The organism is Zobellia barbeyronii (genome assembly GCF_018603515.1).
In the GTDB taxonomy this organism is placed as follows: domain Bacteria; phylum Bacteroidota; class Bacteroidia; order Flavobacteriales; family Flavobacteriaceae; genus Zobellia; species Zobellia barbeyronii.
The window spans coordinates 1-18,158 of sequence record NZ_JACATN010000010.1 but is presented as its reverse complement, the minus strand read 5'-3'; the positions used below and the strand labels follow the sequence as shown (position 1 = coordinate 18,158).

The following is an 18,158-nucleotide window of genomic DNA, read 5'->3' as shown; positions in this document are numbered from 1 at the left end:
AATACGTATTACTAACATGGATAGAAGAAAATTTATAAACAGAACAGCTTTAAGTACTGCCGCTATGGTAGCTTTTCCTAGTATTGTACCAGCCCATGTTTTGGGTAAAAATGCGCCCAGTAATAAGATAAATATTGGTCAGATCGGTTGTGGTCGTATTGCTAGAGACCATGATATTCGCGATACGATTCGTTTTGATCAAGCAAATTATTTGGCAGTGTGTGATCTTGATTCTAAAAGAGCTGCAGACGCTAAGCTTCTAGTGGATGGGTTTTACCAGGAAAAAACAGGCAAAGCCATGTATGACAGAACCAAAGTATATGAAGACTATAGGGAAATGCTTTTGAACAAGGATATAGATGCAGTTGTTATAAGTACTCCGGACCACTGGCATTCGCAACCGGCAATGGAGGCTGCTTTGGCCGGAAAGGATATCTATCTTCAAAAACCTACTTCCTTAACGGTAAGAGAAGGACAACAATTGCGAGAAGTTGTTCAGAAAACAGGTGCTATTTTGCAGGTAGGGACACAACAACGTGCCATGCCACAATTTAGGATTGCTGCAGAACTGGTGAGAAATGGGCGAATAGGTAAAATCCATACGGTAAAAATTGGTTTACCTGGTGACCCTGCCGGACCCGAAGCTCCTGCAATGCCTATACCATCAAACCTGAATTTTGATATGTGGTTGGGTTCTACCCCAGAAGTTCCTTATACAGAAATAGGTGTGCACCCTCAAGCAGATTATAGCAGACCAGGCTGGTTGCGTTCTCGTAATTATGGCGCTGGTATGATTACCGGGTGGGGTCAGCATCACTATGATTCCGCGGCTTGGGGTATGAATACGGAATTAGGAGGACCTATTTCCGTTGAGGCGCTTGCAGAGTTTCCGAAATCTGGATTGTGGAACGTACATGGCGATTTCTTTGTGAAGCATGAGTATGATAGCGGCATCACGGTTTATACCAGCGGAGGATATACCAATGGTATTCGTTATGAAGGTACTGATGGATGGATTTTTGTTTCCCGTGGTTCTTACCAAGCTTCGGCTACCGATCCAGTAGATAAAGAAAAGAGCAGTAAAGCATTAAACGCTTCTGATCCTAAAATTTTAGAATCGGTTATCGGGGAAAATGAGATTCACCTTGAAAAAATTGACGACCAACATGGTAACTGGTTAGATTGTATCAAGACAAGAAAAGCACCTATTTCACCAATTGAAAAAGGTCATAAAGCATGTGCTATCTGTTTGATCAGTGATATAGCTATGCAGGTTGATAGAAAACTGGAATGGGATTACGATAAAGAGGTGTTCATAAATGACGATGAAGCAAACGCCATGTTGCGTCGTGAGCAAAGAAAACCTTACGGGACGGACACTGTAAAGTATTAAAATAAGAAAAGCCTGTTCATTATGAACGGGCTTTTTAAACAGCTTCTAAACTTTTATAATATAGATTGAAGGGCTTTTTCCGACTATGAGAGAAAGCTGAAGACTAACACCCCATACATGAAAAATACAATTTCATTTTTACTTTTGTTACTCTGCATAGCGTGCGGTGAAAAAAAAACCGATAATAAAATGGTCGATAAAAAGACTTCTGATAATGTGAAAATGATGACATTAGATCCAGGTCATTTTCATGCAGCATTGGTTCAGAAAAAAATGTACCCTCAAGTAGATTCCACCATTTACCTTTTTGCACCAGATGGTCCAGAAGTACAGGATTTTTTAAATAAGATAAACTCGTATAATTCTCGGGAAGAAGCTCCTACAGCTTGGAAGGTAGAGAAATATTTGGGTGATGATTACTTGGAAAAAATGATTGCCGATAAGCCTGGTAACGTTATGATCGTAGCGGGAAAGAACAGTAAAAAGATTGATTATGTGCTTGAGGCGGTAAAGGCGGGATTGAATGTTTATGCAGACAAGCCCTTAGTGATTAACCCTGAGGGATTTAAAAAATTGCAGCAAGCTTTTGAAGTTGCGGAAAAGAACGGGGTGTTGATTTATGATATCATGACCGAGCGTTTTGAGTCTACTACATTAATGCAAAAAACTTTCTCCGGGTTACCTGAAGTATTTGGGGAATTAGTAGATGGTACGCCCGAGGAACCTGCTATTAGTAAAGAAAGTGTGCATCACTTTTTTAAGTATGTCTCTGGCCAGCCTCTAGTGCGTCCGGCTTGGTTTTTTGATGTAAATGAGGAAGGCGAAGGCATCGTTGATGTTACTACTCATTTGGTAGATTTGGTGCAATGGGAGGCTTTTTCCGAACAAATTATAGATACCAACAATATAGAAATGATAACGGCCAAGCGTTGGCCTACCATACTTACAACGGACGAATTTCAGAAAGTTACGGGCCTTGATGGTTATCCTGATTATTTAAAAAAGGATATAACCGATGATAAATTAAATGTGTTCTGTAATGGTGAAATGGTCTATAAAATTAATGGCAAACATGCCAAAGTATCGGTAATATGGAACTATCAAGCACCTGAAGGCACTGGTGATACACATTACAGTATCATGCGAGGCACTAAGAGTGATTTGATTATTAAACAAGGCGAAAAAGAGGGCTATAAACCCACTTTGTATATAAGCCCAAAACAACAAGATGGCTTTGAAGAACTATTGAATACAGCAATCGAAGGCGAAATCACAGCTCAATTTCCAGGTACTACAAAGGAGAAAATGGAAGATGGTAATTATAAAATTAATATTCCGGATTCATTTAAAATTGGACATGAGGCCCATTTTGGTCAGGTAACCGAGAATTATTTAAAGTATTTGGAAGCTGGTCAACTACCCAGTTGGGAAGTACCCAATATGATCAGTAAATATTATACGACTACCAAAGCTTATGAACTGGCCAAGAAAGACTAGATATGAACGACCTTTTTGATTTAAGAGATAAAACAATTGCCCTATCCGGAGGGACCGGAGTTTTAGGTGGTTCCATTGCTGAATACTTGGTTAAAAATGGTGCTAGCGTAATACTCCTTGGCAGATCGGCAGATAAATTAGATGAGAAGAGAAATGTACTAAACCGAATTTCCATGAATAGTGCGTTCTCGTATGTAGTAGACGTAATGGAAGAGAAGGCGCTGGTTTCCTTGCGAGAGCAAATAAAAAACGCTCATGGTGCAATAGATGGCCTAATTAACTTGGCTGGAGGGAATCTGCCAGGCGCAACACTGCGTCCCGACCAAACCGTTTTTGATATTTCTTTGAAGGATACAAAACAGGTAGTAGACCTTAATCTTTTTGGTAGTGTACTGCCAACTATTGTTCTAAGTCAATTAATGGCGGAGCAGGGGTATGGTTCCATCATAAATATTTCCTCTATGGCCTCAAAGCAATCTATAACTCGGGTGCTTGGCTATTCCATGGCAAAAGCAGGTATTGATATATTTACCAAGTGGATGGCCGAAGAACTGGCGACAAAATTCAGTGATAAAATTCGAGTAAATGCTATAGCTCCTGGCTTTTTTATTGGAAATCAAAACAGAAAAATTTTAATAAATGAAGATGGTTCGCATACGGAGCGAAGTAAAAAAATATTGGCAAAAACCCCTATGAACCGTTTTGGCGATGCATCCGAACTAAATGGGATGGTACATTACCTTTTGAGTGAAGCATCTTCATTTGTTACGGGAACGGTCTATGATGTAGACGGTGGCTTTAATTCTTTTACCGGAGTTTAATATGGAGTACTTAAAAAAGACCTACCGCTGGTTTGGACCAGATTTTGGGGTGACCTTAGATGATATTAGGCAGTTGGGAGCTCAAGGTGTTGTTACGGCTTGCCACAGCATACCCACGGGAGAGGTGTGGTCCGAACAAGCCATTGCAGGAATAAAAAATGAAATAGAAGAGCATGGAATGGAATGGTCCGTGGTGGAGAGCGTTAATATTCACAACGCTATTAAATATGGACTCCCAGAAAGGGATGCGTATATAGAGAACTACATTCAAACATTGAGAAACCTAGCAAAGCATAATATTAATATCATTTGCTATAATTTTATGCCACTTATTGATTGGACACGCACCAATCTGGACTACCAACTGCCCAACGGGGCATCTAGTTTACTTTATGACCCAATTGCTATTGCTGCTTTTGACCTCTTTATATTGAAAAGAGACAATGCCGCTGAGGTGTATGAAGAGAGTGTTGTACTAAATGCTAAAAAGTATTTTGTTAGTTTGTCTGACATAGAAAAACAGGCACTGGAAAATGCTATTCTAGCAGGTATACCCGGAAGCAAAGAACCTATTAAAATGTCAGTTTTTAGAAAGAATTTGGCGTTGGTAAGTCAAATTTCAAAAGACGAACTTAGAGAAAATTTGGTATACTTTCTTAAGACGATATTGCCTGAGGCTGAAAAACTTGGTATTCACATGGCCATTCACCCAGATGATCCACCTTTTTCTGTTTTTGGTATCACTAGAATAACGTCAACTTATGAAGATTTAAAGTTTATTCGTGATTGTTATCCTTCTTTGAATAACGGTTTTACTTTTTGTTCGGGGTCGTTGGGCGCTTCGCCTTATAATGATTTGGTCAAAATTATTGAAGATTTCGGGGACCGTATCCATTTTATCCACTTAAGAAATGTACAGTTAAATGCTATGGGTAAGTTTTATGAAGCAGAGCATCTAAACGGTTCTGTGGTAATGGCGGACGTTATGGAAGCTTTTATAAATGAGCAACTCAGAAGAAAAGGATTTGGCCGGACTGATGCTGCTATTCCTTTAAGACCCGATCATGGTCATGTATTGCTAGATGATAAAAAACGTCAGGGAGATTTTTATCCTGGGTATTCCCTTATTGGTAGGGCTTTAGGTATGGCGCAGCTTACTGGACTCGAAAAAGGTATTCGGCATCAGATGAAATTAGATTGATTTTACTCTAAAACTTCCCTAAAATCTGCAAAAAACACTTCTACTTGTCCCATTTGTTGGCTTAGGAAAATCATGGTTTCTTGCCAAGTATTCTTATTGTGGATGGAAACATTTTCTAGGGTGACATATATTCTTGATATTTCTTTTCCGTTGGATAGAAAAAAAATCTCTTCAAAAACAGCCTCTGGCAGGTATTCTTCGGATTGAAGAAGAGATTGTAGTGATTGAAATTTCTCCCAAAGTGTTATGCGTCTCTCCAGGTCTTCCGTTTCAATATCTATGGAGACCATTGCTTTTTTTAAGTCAAAATGAAACTTGAAAACAAGGGCTTTCACTTTGGTATTATAAAGTATCCATTTTCTAGGATATGATTTTCCAAAGGCAATCCAGAAGTCTTCGCGTAATTTTTTTGATTCGGCTTTACTGAACATCTTATAAAAAATATGCGATTGCGATGCCAAAAATAATGGCAACTATTTTACGCAAGTTAAATGTATGGCCTTCTGAACTTTCAAAAAGTATAACCGTAGAAATATGCAAGAACACACCAATAACCAATGCGTTAATTGGAGCAAAATAGGTGTCTGCCCACTCTGCATGATCAGCAATATAACTTCCCAATGGGGTCATTAATGAAAATATGGTAATAAAGAAAAATGCCTTTTTTAAAGGTATTTTTGAGTTTAATAGAAAGATACTCAGTATAATAGCGATAGGGACTTTATGAATAAGTATGCCGTAAATTATGGTGTCGTGGTGGTGTATTGGGAAGCCTTCTAAAAATGAATGAACGCAAAGGCTAGCAAACAATAACCAAGGAAAAAGCTCTTTTTCACTATCTAAATGAACATGCCCATGTTCCGCTCCTTTTGAAAAGAATTCTAAAAATATTTGAAACAAAATTCCAAGCATTACAAATAGGCCTACTTTCTTAGGGTCGCCATTTTCGTATACTGACGGAAAAAGTTCAAACAACGTTAGCGCCAGTAAAAAGGCACCACTAAATGCTAAAAGTAGCTTAAAGTTGCTTCTATTCTGGGGTTTTACAATATATACAAAGGCAAAACTTAGTAGAACGGCTAAAATGGGTAAGGCGTAATTCATTAACGGAAAATCGTTTTTATCGGGGCTCTTAGTCTTAGTATTATGGCGATAATTACATCTGCAAACCCGATTTTTTCAGTTTTCAAAAAAGCAATTCTCTCCTTTAGTTAGTGAAAGGAAGAACAGCATTTAAGAAAGCAGAGGGTGGGTTCGTATTTCTCCGGCTAAAATACTGTATTTTTGCGGCAACTTTAGAATAAGACATGAGTAAAAATTTTAAAATGGTTGCCAAGACCCTCTTTGGTTTCGAAGAGATGTTGGCCAAGGAAATTCGTAATCTAGGTGGTAGCAATGTAGTTGAAGGCGTTAGAAATGTCGCTTTTGAAGGAGATACTGGTTTTATGTACAAAGCCAACCTATGTTTACGAACTGCCATTAAGATTATAAAACCTATTCATTCTTTTTCTGTTCGTAGCGAGAATGATCTTTACAAAAAGATTTATGCGATGGATTGGGCAGAGTACCTTTCCATTGATACTACTTTTGCTATTGATTCTACGGTAAACTCGGATAACTTTACACATTCCCTTTATGTGTCACAAAAGGTAAAGGATGCTATTGTAGATAAATTTAGGGATATGGATGGAAGCCGCCCTAGTGTAGACGTAAAGTTTCCTGATGTACGTATCAACATTCATATTCATGATGAACATTGTAATGTTTCATTAGATAGTTCAGGGCGTTCTTTACACCAAAGGGGCTATCGTACCGCCACGAATATTGCACCTATAAACGAAGTGTTGGCAGCTGGACTTTTACTCTTAAGTGGATGGGACGGTCAATGCGATTTTATAGACCCTATGTGTGGTAGTGGTACCATGTTAACGGAAGCGGCTATGATTGCTTGCAATATACCTGCAAACATTAATAGAAAGGAATTTGCTTTTGAGAAATGGGATGATTTTGATCAAGAACTTTTTGATAAGATTGTTGAGGTATGCCTTAACAGGGTTCGAGAGTTTCATCATAAAATTGTAGGTTACGATAAGGCACCTTCTGCAGTACGCAAAGCGTTAGATAATGTTGAAAACGCTAACCTATCAGAATTCATTTCCGTAGAAAGAAAGAACTTTTTTGATACCGAAAAGTTTACAGAAGGTAAGCTGCATATGGTTTTTAACCCACCTTATGGGGAACGATTGAGTTTAGAAATGGAAGATTTTTATGCTTCTATTGGAGATACATTGAAGCAAAAATACCCTGGTACGGAAGCTTGGTTTATCACATCTAATATGGAAGCCCTTAAATATGTAGGTCTAAGACCTTCTCGTAAAATAAAGGTTTTCAATAGCCAATTAGAATCGCGTTTGGTAAAGTATGTGATGTACGAAGGCAGTAAGAAAGCCAAGTATATGAACAAGGATGAAGATAAAGACTAGAAAGAAGTTTTTTCTAATTTAAAAATTATTGTCTTCTAGGTCTATCTTCAGGTTCGGGTTTGGGCTCCGGTTCTGGCTGAACTTTTTCTTTTTTCGGTTCGTTTTTCTTTTTGTAAAGAGGAATTAAATAGCTGAGAGAAACATTGTAGCCAACCCCAAATCTACTACCGTCTGTAACTCTATTAAAACCGGGAATAAAAAGGTCATCCAAAATACCTTCAGGTCTTTTGTTCGTTATTAAGATTCCTAAACGTGCGCTTGCACCAATATAGATATTTCTTAAAACCTCCGCTTTAAGTCCTGCTACAAACTCTAGCCAAGATTTATTACGACCTTCATATTTTCCTAAAGCCTCGGTTCCTGAAGCAAAATCATCGGGGTTCCAATAGCGGCTGGTATCAAAAATTTTATAGGCGTCTAGTTCTTGGCTAAAAGTGCTAAAAGCATAACGACCACCAATATAAATCATGTTTTGCTCACCATACCAATTGCCATAGGTATTGTAATCTATACCTAGTTTAATATAGCTGCCAGATGTAGTAAAGGTATATAAGTCCCCACCTTCACTATCAACTTCAGCACCAAGCGGCGTACCTATTGTTTTTTTCTCGTTACCAAGTTCAGCAGCTAAATAAAGATTTTGCGTAAGTCTATAATCACCTACGAATTCTAGTCCCGTATAGTCCTCATCAAAAAAGGAATTAACGATTCTACTTAAATCTACGCCAACCCTTAAGCCATAACGTTGTTTGTATACGGTGGTATCTTTTTTATTAAGGTCAATAGGTTCGCTCTGAGAAAATCCCACAGCAACAACTAAGAAGAAAAAAAGACTAGTGAAATATCTTAACATGGGCGGAAGCTGTGTTTTCAATAAGTGCGTTATCTACATCTATGGTCTGAACCCAAACTGAATCATCTTGTTTTACTGTAGCAGTTAAGTTCTCAAAATTAGCAATATAACCACAGGCTCTAGATTTGTAGATTTCCTTTACATCATAGTTAAAGGTAAGGGTGTCTACATTAATATCATCAATACTTAGCTGTCTTGAAAAAGCAAATGTTGTGCTAGTTTCATCCACTCTTAACGGTAGAACAATAGAATCCAATGCTATATTAGCTATAGTATCTTTTCCTCCTGTTGGTAATACTCCCCAGACAATTAAGTTCTGCACATCCTTAAATTCAGTAGGATTTAGGGCATCATAAAAACGAATGACCAATTGTGGTGTATCATCTTCCGTGCAAATATCATCTTTCTCGCATGCAGAAAAACAAAGAATGCCTAAGAGAATAACAAAAAGTATTTTCAGTTTCTTCATAAAGCTATAGCTTTTTCAAAAGTACGATATTTTCAACATGGTGCGTTTGTGGGAACATATCTACCGGTTGTACTTTTATTACCTCGTATGCCTCTTTCATTAATTCTAAGTCGCGTGCCTGTGTAGCGCTATTACAACTCACATAAACTACTTTTTCTGGGGCAATGTTTAAGATTTGTTGTACCACATCTTTATGCATACCAACCCTTGGTGGATCTGTAATTATAACGTCTGGTGTACCATGAGTATTAATAAATTCTTGGTTGAAGACATTTCGCATATCACCAACAAAGAAATCTACATTATCAATTTTATTACGCTCTGCGTTTGCTTTGGCATCTTCAATAGCTTCGGGTACAGATTCAATACCAACTACTTTCTTTGCTTTTTTAGCAACAAACTGTGCAATGGTTCCTGTACCGGTGTAAAGGTCGTAAACAAGCTCATCGCCTTTTAGATCTGCAAATTCGCGGGTAAGTTTATATAGTTCGTAAGCTTGTGCTGAATTTGTTTGATAAAATGATTTAGCATTGATTTTGAATTTCAAGCCTTCCATTTCTTCAAAAATATGATCACGTCCCGAGAAACAAATAATTTCTTGGTCGTATATGGTATCATTCTGCTTTTGGTTGATAACATACAAAAGCGAAGTTATCTCAGGAAAGGTTTCTTTAAGGTGATTTAATATCGCCTCACGATTGGTTTGGTTATCATCATGAAACTGAATCATGACCATTAATTCACCAGTTGAAGCTGTACGGATCATAAGAGAGCGCAATTCTCCATGTTGATGTCTAGGGTTAAAAAACGTAAGTCCATTTTTAATGGCAAAATCACGGGTCTCCAATCTAAGAGCATTTGATGGGTCTTGCTGTAAGTGACATTTTTTAATGTCTAGAATCTTATCCCACATTCCAGGAATATGGAACCCTAAAGCGTCTCTATCCGTAATCTCTTTATCAGATTGAATTTCCTCTAAAGTCATCCATCTGCTATCTGAAAATGAAAATTCCATTTTATTACGATAGAAATACTGTTCCTCAGAACCTAAAATAGGTGAAGTCTCGGGTAGTTCAAGATGCCCAATTCGTTTTAGGTTGTTTTCAATTTCTTGCTGTTTGTAGAAGAGTTGGTGCTCATAGCCCATATCTTGCCATTTGCAACCGCCACAAACTCCAAAATGTTCACATTGAGGTTCTACACGTTTATCTGAGTATGAATGAAAAGCGGTGGCAATCCCTTCAAAATATGCTTTTCTCTTTTTTGTAGTCTGTACATCTACAACATCACCAGGAACGGTGTTTGTCAAAAAAATGACTCTTCCGTCGGGTGCCTTACCAATAGTTTTTCCTTTCGCCCCGGCATCTACAACCTCTACGTTTTCGAATACCTGTCGCTTGTTCTTTCTTCGCATGCGGCAAAAGTAAGCATCCCATTGCATTTATTATAACTATCAATACAATGGAGCTTATTAAAAATAGTTAAATATGGAATTATTAATCTGTAAATAGAGAAGAGTGACTTGTTTTTGTTGAAAATGGGAAAAGAAAAAAGCCAAGAAACCTCATTACAAGGCTTCTCGACTTTACAAACATTATAGTCTATCGGGGGAACTACTGTTTGTTATTGTTGAATTTATTTAAAATACGTTCCATTTGTTTTCCAGCAGCTTCTCTTCCACCAAGTCCAAAAGAAAGTGCAATGGTAACCGCAATGGTACCTAAAGTTATACCAAAGGCCATGTTGATAATATCATCGCCAATACCCATGGTTTTAAGACCCATTGCTAAGAAGATGGCCAAAATACACATCCTTACAATTGAAGCTACAAATAGATTATTTTCATCTTTAGCCATTGCCTTATGAGCAATTGAGGCAATCCAGTTTCCAATAATCAAAATAACCAAACCGAATAGAATGTTACCAGATACACCTACTAAGGTGTCTAGTACTTCAGTAAGTTTTGCAAATTCTAATTTTTCTAAAGCCGTTGTAATACCGAAAAGAACAATAAAGAAAAAGGCAATATTACCAATCAATTTAGGAAGGTTTGTATTAGAAGAAACACCTCCTAAGTTCATTTTCTTTACGATACCATCTAGTTTAAGGCTCTCTAATAAGTCTGTTAGTAGACCTGCCACGAATTTACCTCCAACAACAAAAATTATAATTATAATAACTGCTACTAGAATTTTAGGAATGGCATTAAAGAACTGCTCTAGCATATGGGTGGCCGGTACAGAAATGGCATCCATGTTCAAAATATTCAGTGCCGTAATCAATAGCGGGATGAAAATAAATATGAAAACAATCTTTTTAAGAATGTTTACCAAATCAATATTTTCTGGTAGCTTAAGTTTTGGCACTAAGCTTTGAATGGTGTCTCCAGACAGGCCTACTAGCTCAGAAACGATAGTTGCAAGCATGTAACCAATATAACCTACTAAACCAGCGCCCACTATATTAGGAATGTAATTTGTGAAACCGTTAAGCAAGTTTTTAACAGGGTCTAAAACACTTGTCATACCTAGCTTTTCCAAGGCTAGCATAAAAACAAAAATCATAATAAAAAAGTAAATCAGCTTTCCGATAAGGGAGGAAATCACAACTTTGCCCGATCCCATTTTATCGTCTATTTTGGTGCGCTTTATCAGTTTGGTAATTAACCTTTTGATAAAACCAGCTACAAACCATCCTATTAAAAGGATAAGGATTGCACCAATTGTGCTTGGTAAAAAATCGCCTACCGAGTTGGAAAGGCTGTTCATAATGTTTTCTAAATAGTTCATATAGATGTTTTTAAAAAAGTTTGGTGCTATAGATTAAGACACCACCTTTTATAGGAAGTCACTTTTATCTTGTTAAATAGGTTCGTGAAAGAGTTTATATATGCGAAGCGAAAAATATTTATTAAGTTTGCAATTCTACAAGGATGATTTCTCTCCCACGCTGAATTTTCGAGTCTTCGAAAGGAAAAAGGTATAGAAGGAATTACTGAAGTTTTATTTTAAAGTAATTTTGATTATGTCAGTTTTAGAAAAAATCACATCTAAAGATGCTATTGCATTGGAGGATAAACACGGAGCACACAACTATCACCCATTACCTGTTGTATTGAACAAAGGAGAAGGCGTGTATGTTTGGGATGTTGAAGGAAAAAAGTATTATGATTTTCTTTCGGCTTACTCTGCCGTAAATCAAGGTCATTGCCATCCAAAAATTGTTGGGGCCATGACGGAACAAGCGCAAAGATTAACACTTACTTCTAGAGCCTTTTATAATGATATGCTCGGGAAGTATGAAAAATATGCTACCGAAACATTTAAATTCGACAAGCTTTTACCTATGAATACAGGTGCGGAAGCTGTTGAAACTGCATTGAAATTATGTAGAAAATGGGCGTATGAGAAAAAAGGATTAGCAGAAAACGAAGCACAGATTGTTGTTTGTGAGAATAATTTTCACGGACGAACAACTACTATTATTTCATTTTCTAACGACCCAGTTGCCCGCAAGAATTTTGGTCCTTACACAGCAGGTTTTCTTAAAATTGAATATGATAATTTAGACGCTCTAAAAGAGGTGCTAGAAAACAATCCAAATGTAGCAGGGTTCTTGGTAGAGCCAATTCAAGGCGAAGCTGGAGTTTATGTTCCTTCTGAGGGGTATTTAGCCGGAGCAAAAGCACTTTGTGAGAAACATGGGGTTTTGTTCATCGCAGATGAAGTTCAAACCGGTATTGCACGAACAGGGAGACTTTTGGCAACCTGTGGTAACTGCTCTTGTGAGGATAAACATTGTAGTGGAGAGCCAGAAATTAAACCAGATATTTTAATTTTAGGTAAGGCTTTATCAGGAGGTGCGTATCCTGTATCGGCTGTTTTGGCTAATGACGATATCATGGGTGTTATAAAACCAGGAAATCACGGAAGTACTTTTGGAGGTAACCCTATAGCTGCTGCCGTTGGTATTGCTGCTTTAGATGTTGTTAAAGAAGAAGAACTAGCTCAAAACGCATTTGATCTAGGAGAATTGTTCAGAGCAGAACTTAATAAGTTTATTGAAGGTTCTAATATTGTAAACGGAGTTAGGGGTAAAGGTTTGTTGAACGCTATCCTAATTAATGATACAGAAGAAAGTTCAACTGCTTGGGATATTTGTATGGCCTTAAAAGAAAACGGACTTTTGGCAAAACCAACCCATGGTAATATTATTCGCTTTGCACCTCCTTTGGTCATGAATAAAGAACAACTGCTAGATTGTGTAAAAATCATCACAACAACTTTAAAACAGTTTGAGAAATAAAAAAGAAAAGCCTGAAACTTAGTTTCAGGCTTTTTTTATACAATTCTGTCTTCTATCTAAAAATCGCCATTAGAAATTGCCGTTGCGAAAATTGCCGCTATAACGCCAAAGTAGAGAATAGCTAATAATAAATAAACGCCTGCTATGGCTAAGCCTACATAAGAAAGTGTCTTCCCTGTTTTTACATTTTCAATGCCCGTATATTCACCATTGCTTTGGTCATACGTTTGTTGTGCTGTTTTAGCATTAGATAGGCCAATAAAGCTAAAAATAGCGCCAAAAGGTCCACAACAAAGCAGGGTTAAAACTATAGAAAGAATTCCAAAAGTTAGAGCGTTACTTGCTCCTGGTAAAGGTTGTTGCATAGTTTTATCCTAATAATTCTTCCATTTTTTCGCGCATTAATTCTTGGTCTTGAATATTCTCGAATCCGAAGAAAGAAATCGCACCAATAGTCATGATTAAATAAATAACACTTAATACAATACCAATGATAGCAAGGATTTTACCTGTTTTTACATTCCCGTAATCAGTATAGTTTTCTGGATTTTCTAGGTATATAGCTGTCGCTTTGTTGGCTAATACCAAGGCAACAATACCAAATATAAGGCCAAGGATACCATAACAACAGCAAGTAACTATTGAGAGGATACCAAATACAAGGATTAGGGTGGAGTTAGGCAGTTTGTGATCTTCCATTTTTTAGTGGGTTAGGTGAGTCATTTTTAAAATATAATTAACCAATATAATAGCACCGCTGGTTATACCAAGGGTTACTTTTATATATGTGTCAAAACGAAATCGGGTGAATTGGCTTGCAATAGAGAATAATACAAGCGGGATAAGGGTGAAAATTGCAGGGTACATATCAAAGGCTGCACCAAAGTCTCCCTTTAAAAAAAGAACAATAGAACGTTGAAGACCACAGCCAGGGCAGTCAATACCAAAGAGCTTTTTGTTCAAGCACGGGAGCATGTAATCTTCAATAACCAATAGAAAGGTGGCTAACTGCATTTTTACGGTTTAGCAATTCTATCACGGAAATTACCATTATTTTTGTGGATACAAAACAAATTATGGCCGTTTTTCAAATAGGGGACAAGGTTGAGACTTTAGATGACGTCATCTCTGGTAAGGTAATTAAGGTTTCCGGAGGTACGGTTACCATGGAAACCACCGATGGATTTTCGCTCAATTTTGAGTCTAATGAACTAGTTAGAATAGATACCGGAGATATTAAGGTAAGTAACTACGAAATAAGCCAGATAAAGGCAGAAAAGGAACTTCCAAAGAAAAGGAGAACTCAGGCAATGAAACCTAAGGAGCGCAATGCTCCCAAAATGGAAGTGGATTTACATATACACCAATTGACTAAAACGAGTAAGGGCATGAGTAATCATGAGATGTTGAACCTTCAGTTAGATACCGCAAGGCGTCAATTGGATTTTGCTATGAGAAAGCGCATTCAAAAAGTAGTTTTTATTCATGGGGTAGGAGAAGGTATACTCAAAGAAGAGCTCTACTATCTTTTTAGACGCTATGAAAATGTAAAATATTATGATGCCGATTACCAGAAATATGGTCTTGGAGCAACAGAAGTATATATTTACCAGAATGCTTAATTACCCACTGTAATATAAGTACCAATAATAAAGCTTTCTATTGCAGTAAGAGTTACATCGGTATCATCTTCATTCTGCGCTTTAAGAACAAGTATGGTGTTATCAAGTGAAATGGTGTGAGCATAGGTAATTGCTCCTGTAGCATCAGGCTCGCTAGCTTCAGTAACTACATTTATAGTTCCACCTGAGGATACAAAATTATAACTTATAATTTCTTCTGAAAGAGCTGCTGTGGTGCATATCATATCATCCGTTACAACTGCATCCAATATGGTATAATTAAACTCTCCGTTTTCTAAAGTTGATGTTCTAGGTTCGTCTACAACGGTAGCTTCGTTTACAAAAACTGATAACGGGACATCTAAAGAGATGTATTCGTCATTTATCTTTTTGTAGAATCTTAAGCTACCGGCAATAATTTCGCTATCACATTCAGAAAGAGAGGTAATGGCACCATAATTAGAAAACGGAATCTCAAGGTTTTGACTGGTAGGTGTTGATGTTTTAAAAGTTCCATAAGTAAAAGAAGAGGTATCTGTAATACTCTCGTTTTGCTCATTGGTTAGTACCAAGCCGGTAATTAGTATCGTGTGAGAATAGGTTTTCACATCTTTGGATACTGCAGTTACTTTTGTGTTTATAGCAACATCTCCTGCGGCAGCGGTAGATTCACTAAGAACTGTAGGTTCTGTGGCAGGAATGGTAGAACAAAAATAATCTGAAGAAACATCATCTGAAAAGAAACGATAAATTAAATCAGAAGAGCCTCCTAAGGTACTCGTTAAAGCTCCCTCTGTTGAGGTTTGGTTGAATAATAACCCACTTTCTAATTCTAATAAGTACGCATTGTCACCATCCGTTTTAAAGAAAAAGGTAGTATCCAGAGGGTCTTCCTCATCGCCGCAAGACTCAAGAGCGATTAGTTCAAAATCTACATTTTCAATTTGGAGGTCGCCATCGTCACAGGCAGATAAAAGGATCAGGATACCTAAAAGTAGCGTTTTCTTCATGTGTCAAATTTAAAGGAAATAAAGGAGAAGTTTATTCTGAATTAGGGAAGAATTAACTTTAATTCCGCTAATTTTGACAGCTCTTAATTGAATTTTTTGGGAATGGAAAAGGTTTATTTAGATAATGCGGCCACTACACAAGTACGTGAAAATGTGATTGTAAAGATGCAAGATGCATTAGCCAATTTTTATGGCAACCCATCTTCAACACACAGTTTTGGACGTTCTGCAAAGACTGGTGTAGAAAGTGCTAGAAAAACAATTGCTAAATACATGAACGCCCATCCAGCGGAAATTATTTTTACTTCTGGTGGTACTGAGGCAGATAATATGATTTTACGTTGTGCTGTGCGCGACCTGAAAGTGGAAACGATTATCACCTCTAAAATTGAACATCATGCTGTTCTTCATACTGTTGAAGATTTAGCCAGTGAAAAAGGCACCAAGGTGTTATATGTGAATTTAGATGAATTTGGCAACCCTGATTTAGAAAACTTGGAAGTTTTGTTGCAACAAGACGATTCTAAGAAGTTGGTGAGCTTAATGCATGTAAACAATGAAATTGGTAATAAAATTGATATTGCTAAAGTTTGTGATCTTTGTCATGTAAACGGAGCTCTTTTTCATTCGGATACCGTTCAGTCCATAGGGCATTATTCATGGGATGTAAAAGAAGTGCCCGTAGATTTTCTTACTGCTGCCGCACATAAATTTCATGGTCCAAAAGGAATAGGTTTTGCTTACATAAAGAAAAACTCAGGTTTAAAACCTTTCATATCTGGTGGTTCTCAAGAACGTGGTCATCGGGCAGGAACAGAATCGTTCCATAATATCATGGGATTGGAAATGGCATTTGTAGAAGCATACGATAACTTGGAGGCTGAAACGGCTTATGTTACCGAGCTGAAATCTTATTTTATAGATAGAATTAAGGAAGAGATTCCCGAGGCAAAGTTTAATGGCCATTCGGGAGACTTGAATAAAAGCACCTTTACATTAGTAAATGTTTGTCTACCTATAGATCCACAGAAAGCACTAATGCTATTGTTTCATTTAGATATGAAAGGTATAGCTTGTTCAAAAGGAAGTGCTTGTCAATCAGGAAGCGACTTAGGTTCACATGTGTTAACAGAAATACTATCTGCAGAAGAGCTTAAAAAACCTTCGGTTAGGTTTTCTTTTTCAAAGTACAACACCAAAGAAGAGTTGGATTATACCGTTCAAGCACTTAAGGAGTTTGTAGAAAAATAAAACTCCCTCTGTTAAAGGGAGTTTAAATATTTATTTTTGTTTTCTGTCTTTTCGCTTTTCTCTGTCATACGGAAATTTACGAGCCGCTAGTTTCATCATCCGATCAATAAGGTCCGTTGTATTCTTTCCTGATTTTTTGTTGATTTTCTTTTCGTATTTCCAGAGTAGTTTCCCTGTAGTGCCGTCACTAATTTTTACGCCTATGCGTCCGTAATTGGCATTTCCTGAAAAATAATCCATAAAACTAAATTCCGTTGGAATCCCTTTTGAGAGAAGAACGTTTAAATCCATATTCCCACTTATAATTCCGTCTACCCCCAAAATTTCACTGAGTTGCTTAGTGGTGTAAACATCAATATTATTATAATCAATATTATTTTGAGTTAGAATGGCATTGGTATTTTTTACATCTTGAAACTCAACGGAGAACTTCTTTTTCTTCTTTCTTTGAGAAAAATAGGTTTCGAGCGCGTTCTGCACCGCATAACCTTCTTTTTGCTCAAGGGCATTTAATTCTTCTTTTGATATTTCATCAGTTAGTTCAAGATTAGCTAAAAATGGAATAATGGCTAGTAGTTCGTGAGTGTCGCTCAGAGCGTCAAACTTATCACTTTCGTAAATGTTCTTTTGGGCGTTAGCTAAAACGGTAGTCAATAAGAGTGCGGCAAAAAATATCTTCTTCATTAGTATGTCTTCTAAAAACGCATGCGCAACCTAATGTTCAACACGCGACTTGTCATGAAATTGGGAACGGCAAATTGTTGCTTACTATCAACATCCCTGACCCATGTGTTTGTAATTGAATTTTGATTATTGAACAAATTAAATATTTCAATGCCCGCGCTTAGCTCTTTAAACTTGTGCAACCAATGATTTTTTTGATAGGTTCTGTTTCCGCCCACAAAAATATGGGAAATTCCTAAATCTGCACGCTTATAATCGCGTAATCTGGTATTGTAAATGTAAGGATCAGCATAATTTGGCGAACCACCGGGTACACCGGTGTTGTAAACCAAGTTTAAGTACATTTTAAAATTTGGAAATTCAGGAATGTAATCTTGGAATAAAATGCCAAATTTTAACCGTTGATCAGAAGGCCTGGCAATATATCCGCGGTTATTGCTGTTTTCTTCGGTCTTTAAAAATCCAATACTTACCCAAGATTCGGTTCCTGGAACGAAAGCTCCGTTCAATCGTAAATCCGCTCCATACACATAAGCTTTCGCATTATTGTTGGCCACATATCGTATGCC

19 protein-coding genes and 1 pseudogene are annotated in these 18,158 nt (G+C 37.2%); 8 read left to right on the top strand and 12 right to left on the bottom strand.

Annotated features, from left to right (window positions below):
* Nucleotides 1-16 precede the first annotated feature (16 nt).
* From HW347_RS20335 to uxuA, 4 genes are all read left to right on the top strand, one after another.
* Nucleotides 17-1,393 (top strand): Gfo/Idh/MocA family protein, encoded by a 1,377-nt coding sequence (locus HW347_RS20335; RefSeq protein ID WP_214613557.1) that lies wholly within the window; start codon nt 17-19, stop codon nt 1,391-1,393.
* A 117-nt stretch (nt 1,394-1,510) separates the two neighbouring features.
* Nucleotides 1,511-2,890, top strand: coding sequence for a putative oxidoreductase C-terminal domain-containing protein (locus HW347_RS20330; protein WP_214613556.1), 1,380 nt, complete (start codon nt 1,511-1,513; stop codon nt 2,888-2,890).
* 2 nt (nt 2,891-2,892) lie between these two features.
* On the top strand, nt 2,893-3,711 hold the full coding sequence (locus HW347_RS20325; RefSeq protein ID WP_214613555.1) for an SDR family oxidoreductase: 819 nt from the start codon (nt 2,893-2,895) through the stop codon (nt 3,709-3,711).
* 1 nt (nt 3,712) lies between these two features.
* Entirely contained in the window at nt 3,713-4,912 is a 1,200-nt protein-coding gene (gene uxuA / locus HW347_RS20320) for a mannonate dehydratase (RefSeq protein ID WP_214613554.1), read from the top strand.
* Between the two features lie 2 nt (nt 4,913-4,914).
* Here the strand turns inward: uxuA and HW347_RS20315 are convergent, their stop codons facing one another.
* Nucleotides 4,915-5,343: a DUF4268 domain-containing protein gene (locus HW347_RS20315; RefSeq protein WP_214613553.1), complete on the bottom strand. Its 429-nt coding sequence runs from the start codon at nt 5,341-5,343 to the stop codon at nt 4,915-4,917.
* A gap of 1 nt (nt 5,344) precedes the next feature.
* The gene (locus tag HW347_RS20310; protein WP_214613552.1) at nt 5,345-6,016 is read right to left on the bottom strand and encodes a ZIP family metal transporter; all 672 of its coding nucleotides are present in this window, start codon (nt 6,014-6,016) and stop codon (nt 5,345-5,347) included.
* A gap of 203 nt (nt 6,017-6,219) precedes the next feature.
* Here HW347_RS20310 and HW347_RS20305 point away from each other — a divergent pair, with 203 nt between their 5' ends.
* Nucleotides 6,220-7,395 carry a THUMP domain-containing class I SAM-dependent RNA methyltransferase gene (locus HW347_RS20305; RefSeq protein ID WP_214613551.1) on the top strand — a complete coding sequence of 392 codons (1,176 nt, stop codon included), beginning with the start codon at nt 6,220-6,222 and terminating at the stop codon, nt 7,393-7,395.
* Between the two features lie 25 nt (nt 7,396-7,420).
* Here HW347_RS20305 and HW347_RS20300 read toward each other — a convergent pair whose 3' ends face one another.
* The 4 genes from HW347_RS20300 to HW347_RS20285 form a co-directional block, all read right to left on the bottom strand.
* Nucleotides 7,421-8,248, bottom strand: coding sequence for a DUF6048 family protein (locus tag HW347_RS20300; RefSeq protein WP_214613550.1), 828 nt, complete (start codon nt 8,246-8,248; stop codon nt 7,421-7,423).
* Complete coding sequence (locus tag HW347_RS20295) at nt 8,229-8,717, bottom strand: DUF6452 family protein (RefSeq protein ID WP_214613549.1); 489 nt, start codon at nt 8,715-8,717, stop codon at nt 8,229-8,231. Before HW347_RS20295 ends, HW347_RS20300 begins: the two co-directional genes overlap by 20 nt.
* A gap of 4 nt (nt 8,718-8,721) precedes the next feature.
* The gene (gene rlmD / locus HW347_RS20290; RefSeq protein WP_214613548.1) at nt 8,722-10,131 is read right to left on the bottom strand and encodes a 23S rRNA (uracil(1939)-C(5))-methyltransferase RlmD; all 1,410 of its coding nucleotides are present in this window, start codon (nt 10,129-10,131) and stop codon (nt 8,722-8,724) included.
* 199 nt (nt 10,132-10,330) lie between these two features.
* Complete coding sequence (locus HW347_RS20285) at nt 10,331-11,506, bottom strand: mechanosensitive ion channel (protein ID WP_214613547.1); 1,176 nt, start codon at nt 11,504-11,506, stop codon at nt 10,331-10,333.
* Between the two features lie 235 nt (nt 11,507-11,741).
* Here HW347_RS20285 and rocD point away from each other — a divergent pair, with 235 nt between their 5' ends.
* Complete coding sequence (gene rocD / locus HW347_RS20280) at nt 11,742-13,022, top strand: ornithine--oxo-acid transaminase (RefSeq protein WP_214613546.1); 1,281 nt, start codon at nt 11,742-11,744, stop codon at nt 13,020-13,022.
* A gap of 56 nt (nt 13,023-13,078) precedes the next feature.
* Here the strand turns inward: rocD and HW347_RS20275 are convergent, their stop codons facing one another.
* Genes HW347_RS20275 through HW347_RS20265 form a run of 3 tightly spaced genes read right to left on the bottom strand, consistent with a single transcriptional unit; the run spans nt 13,079 to nt 14,036 of the window.
* Nucleotides 13,079-13,387: a CCC motif membrane protein gene (locus HW347_RS20275; protein WP_214613545.1), complete on the bottom strand. Its 309-nt coding sequence runs from the start codon at nt 13,385-13,387 to the stop codon at nt 13,079-13,081.
* A 4-nt stretch (nt 13,388-13,391) separates the two neighbouring features.
* Entirely contained in the window at nt 13,392-13,721 is a 330-nt protein-coding gene (locus HW347_RS20270) for a CCC motif membrane protein (RefSeq protein ID WP_214613544.1), read from the bottom strand.
* A gap of 3 nt (nt 13,722-13,724) precedes the next feature.
* The gene (locus HW347_RS20265) at nt 13,725-14,036 is read right to left on the bottom strand and encodes a DUF2752 domain-containing protein (RefSeq protein ID WP_214613543.1); all 312 of its coding nucleotides are present in this window, start codon (nt 14,034-14,036) and stop codon (nt 13,725-13,727) included.
* Between the two features lie 62 nt (nt 14,037-14,098).
* On the opposite strand from HW347_RS20265, the gene HW347_RS20260 reads away from it, so the two are divergent.
* Complete coding sequence (locus tag HW347_RS20260) at nt 14,099-14,644, top strand: Smr/MutS family protein (RefSeq protein ID WP_214613567.1); 546 nt, start codon at nt 14,099-14,101, stop codon at nt 14,642-14,644.
* On the opposite strand, the gene HW347_RS20255 is transcribed toward HW347_RS20260, so the two are convergent.
* Nucleotides 14,641-15,654 (bottom strand): hypothetical protein, encoded by a 1,014-nt coding sequence (locus HW347_RS20255; protein WP_214613542.1) that lies wholly within the window; start codon nt 15,652-15,654, stop codon nt 14,641-14,643. The two genes, HW347_RS20260 and HW347_RS20255, sit on opposite strands and share 4 nt — an antisense overlap.
* A gap of 102 nt (nt 15,655-15,756) precedes the next feature.
* On the opposite strand from HW347_RS20255, the gene HW347_RS20250 reads away from it, so the two are divergent.
* Nucleotides 15,757-16,905 carry a cysteine desulfurase family protein gene (locus tag HW347_RS20250; protein ID WP_214613541.1) on the top strand — a complete coding sequence of 383 codons (1,149 nt, stop codon included), beginning with the start codon at nt 15,757-15,759 and terminating at the stop codon, nt 16,903-16,905.
* Between the two features lie 30 nt (nt 16,906-16,935).
* On the opposite strand, the gene HW347_RS20245 is transcribed toward HW347_RS20250, so the two are convergent.
* Both HW347_RS20245 and HW347_RS20240 read right to left on the bottom strand, forming a co-directional pair.
* Nucleotides 16,936-17,589, bottom strand: coding sequence for a hypothetical protein (locus HW347_RS20245; RefSeq protein WP_214613540.1), 654 nt, complete (start codon nt 17,587-17,589; stop codon nt 16,936-16,938).
* Nucleotides 17,590-17,600: 11 nt separating this feature from the next.
* Nucleotides 17,601-18,158: pseudogene (locus HW347_RS20240) on the bottom strand (TonB-dependent receptor); the annotation flags it as partial.

Excerpts from the sequence above, each read along its gene's own strand:
- HW347_RS20315 (WP_214613553.1), bottom strand. The coding sequence starts at position 5,343 with ATGTTCAGTAAAGCCGAATCAAAAAAATTACGCGAAGACTTCTGGATT.
- HW347_RS20250 (WP_214613541.1), top strand. The coding sequence starts at position 15,757 with ATGGAAAAGGTTTATTTAGATAATGCGGCCACTACACAAGTACGTGAA.
- HW347_RS20305 (WP_214613551.1), top strand. The coding sequence starts at position 6,220 with ATGAGTAAAAATTTTAAAATGGTTGCCAAGACCCTCTTTGGTTTCGAA.
- HW347_RS20270 (WP_214613544.1), bottom strand. The coding sequence starts at position 13,721 with ATGGAAGATCACAAACTGCCTAACTCCACCCTAATCCTTGTATTTGGT.
- HW347_RS20310 (WP_214613552.1), bottom strand. The coding sequence starts at position 6,016 with ATGAATTACGCCTTACCCATTTTAGCCGTTCTACTAAGTTTTGCCTTT.
- HW347_RS20330 (WP_214613556.1), top strand. The coding sequence starts at position 1,511 with ATGAAAAATACAATTTCATTTTTACTTTTGTTACTCTGCATAGCGTGC.
- rocD (WP_214613546.1), top strand. The coding sequence starts at position 11,742 with ATGTCAGTTTTAGAAAAAATCACATCTAAAGATGCTATTGCATTGGAG.
- HW347_RS20325 (WP_214613555.1), top strand. The coding sequence starts at position 2,893 with ATGAACGACCTTTTTGATTTAAGAGATAAAACAATTGCCCTATCCGGA.
- HW347_RS20285 (WP_214613547.1), bottom strand. The coding sequence starts at position 11,506 with ATGAACTATTTAGAAAACATTATGAACAGCCTTTCCAACTCGGTAGGC.
- HW347_RS20295 (WP_214613549.1), bottom strand. The coding sequence starts at position 8,717 with ATGAAGAAACTGAAAATACTTTTTGTTATTCTCTTAGGCATTCTTTGT.
- HW347_RS20245 (WP_214613540.1), bottom strand. The coding sequence starts at position 17,589 with ATGAAGAAGATATTTTTTGCCGCACTCTTATTGACTACCGTTTTAGCT.
- HW347_RS20265 (WP_214613543.1), bottom strand. The coding sequence starts at position 14,036 with ATGCAGTTAGCCACCTTTCTATTGGTTATTGAAGATTACATGCTCCCG.
- uxuA (WP_214613554.1), top strand. The coding sequence starts at position 3,713 with ATGGAGTACTTAAAAAAGACCTACCGCTGGTTTGGACCAGATTTTGGG.
- HW347_RS20300 (WP_214613550.1), bottom strand. The coding sequence starts at position 8,248 with ATGTTAAGATATTTCACTAGTCTTTTTTTCTTCTTAGTTGTTGCTGTG.
- HW347_RS20255 (WP_214613542.1), bottom strand. The coding sequence starts at position 15,654 with ATGAAGAAAACGCTACTTTTAGGTATCCTGATCCTTTTATCTGCCTGT.
- HW347_RS20275 (WP_214613545.1), bottom strand. The coding sequence starts at position 13,387 with ATGCAACAACCTTTACCAGGAGCAAGTAACGCTCTAACTTTTGGAATT.
- HW347_RS20335 (WP_214613557.1), top strand. The coding sequence starts at position 17 with ATGGATAGAAGAAAATTTATAAACAGAACAGCTTTAAGTACTGCCGCT.
- HW347_RS20260 (WP_214613567.1), top strand. The coding sequence starts at position 14,099 with ATGGCCGTTTTTCAAATAGGGGACAAGGTTGAGACTTTAGATGACGTC.
- rlmD (WP_214613548.1), bottom strand. The coding sequence starts at position 10,131 with ATGCGAAGAAAGAACAAGCGACAGGTATTCGAAAACGTAGAGGTTGTA.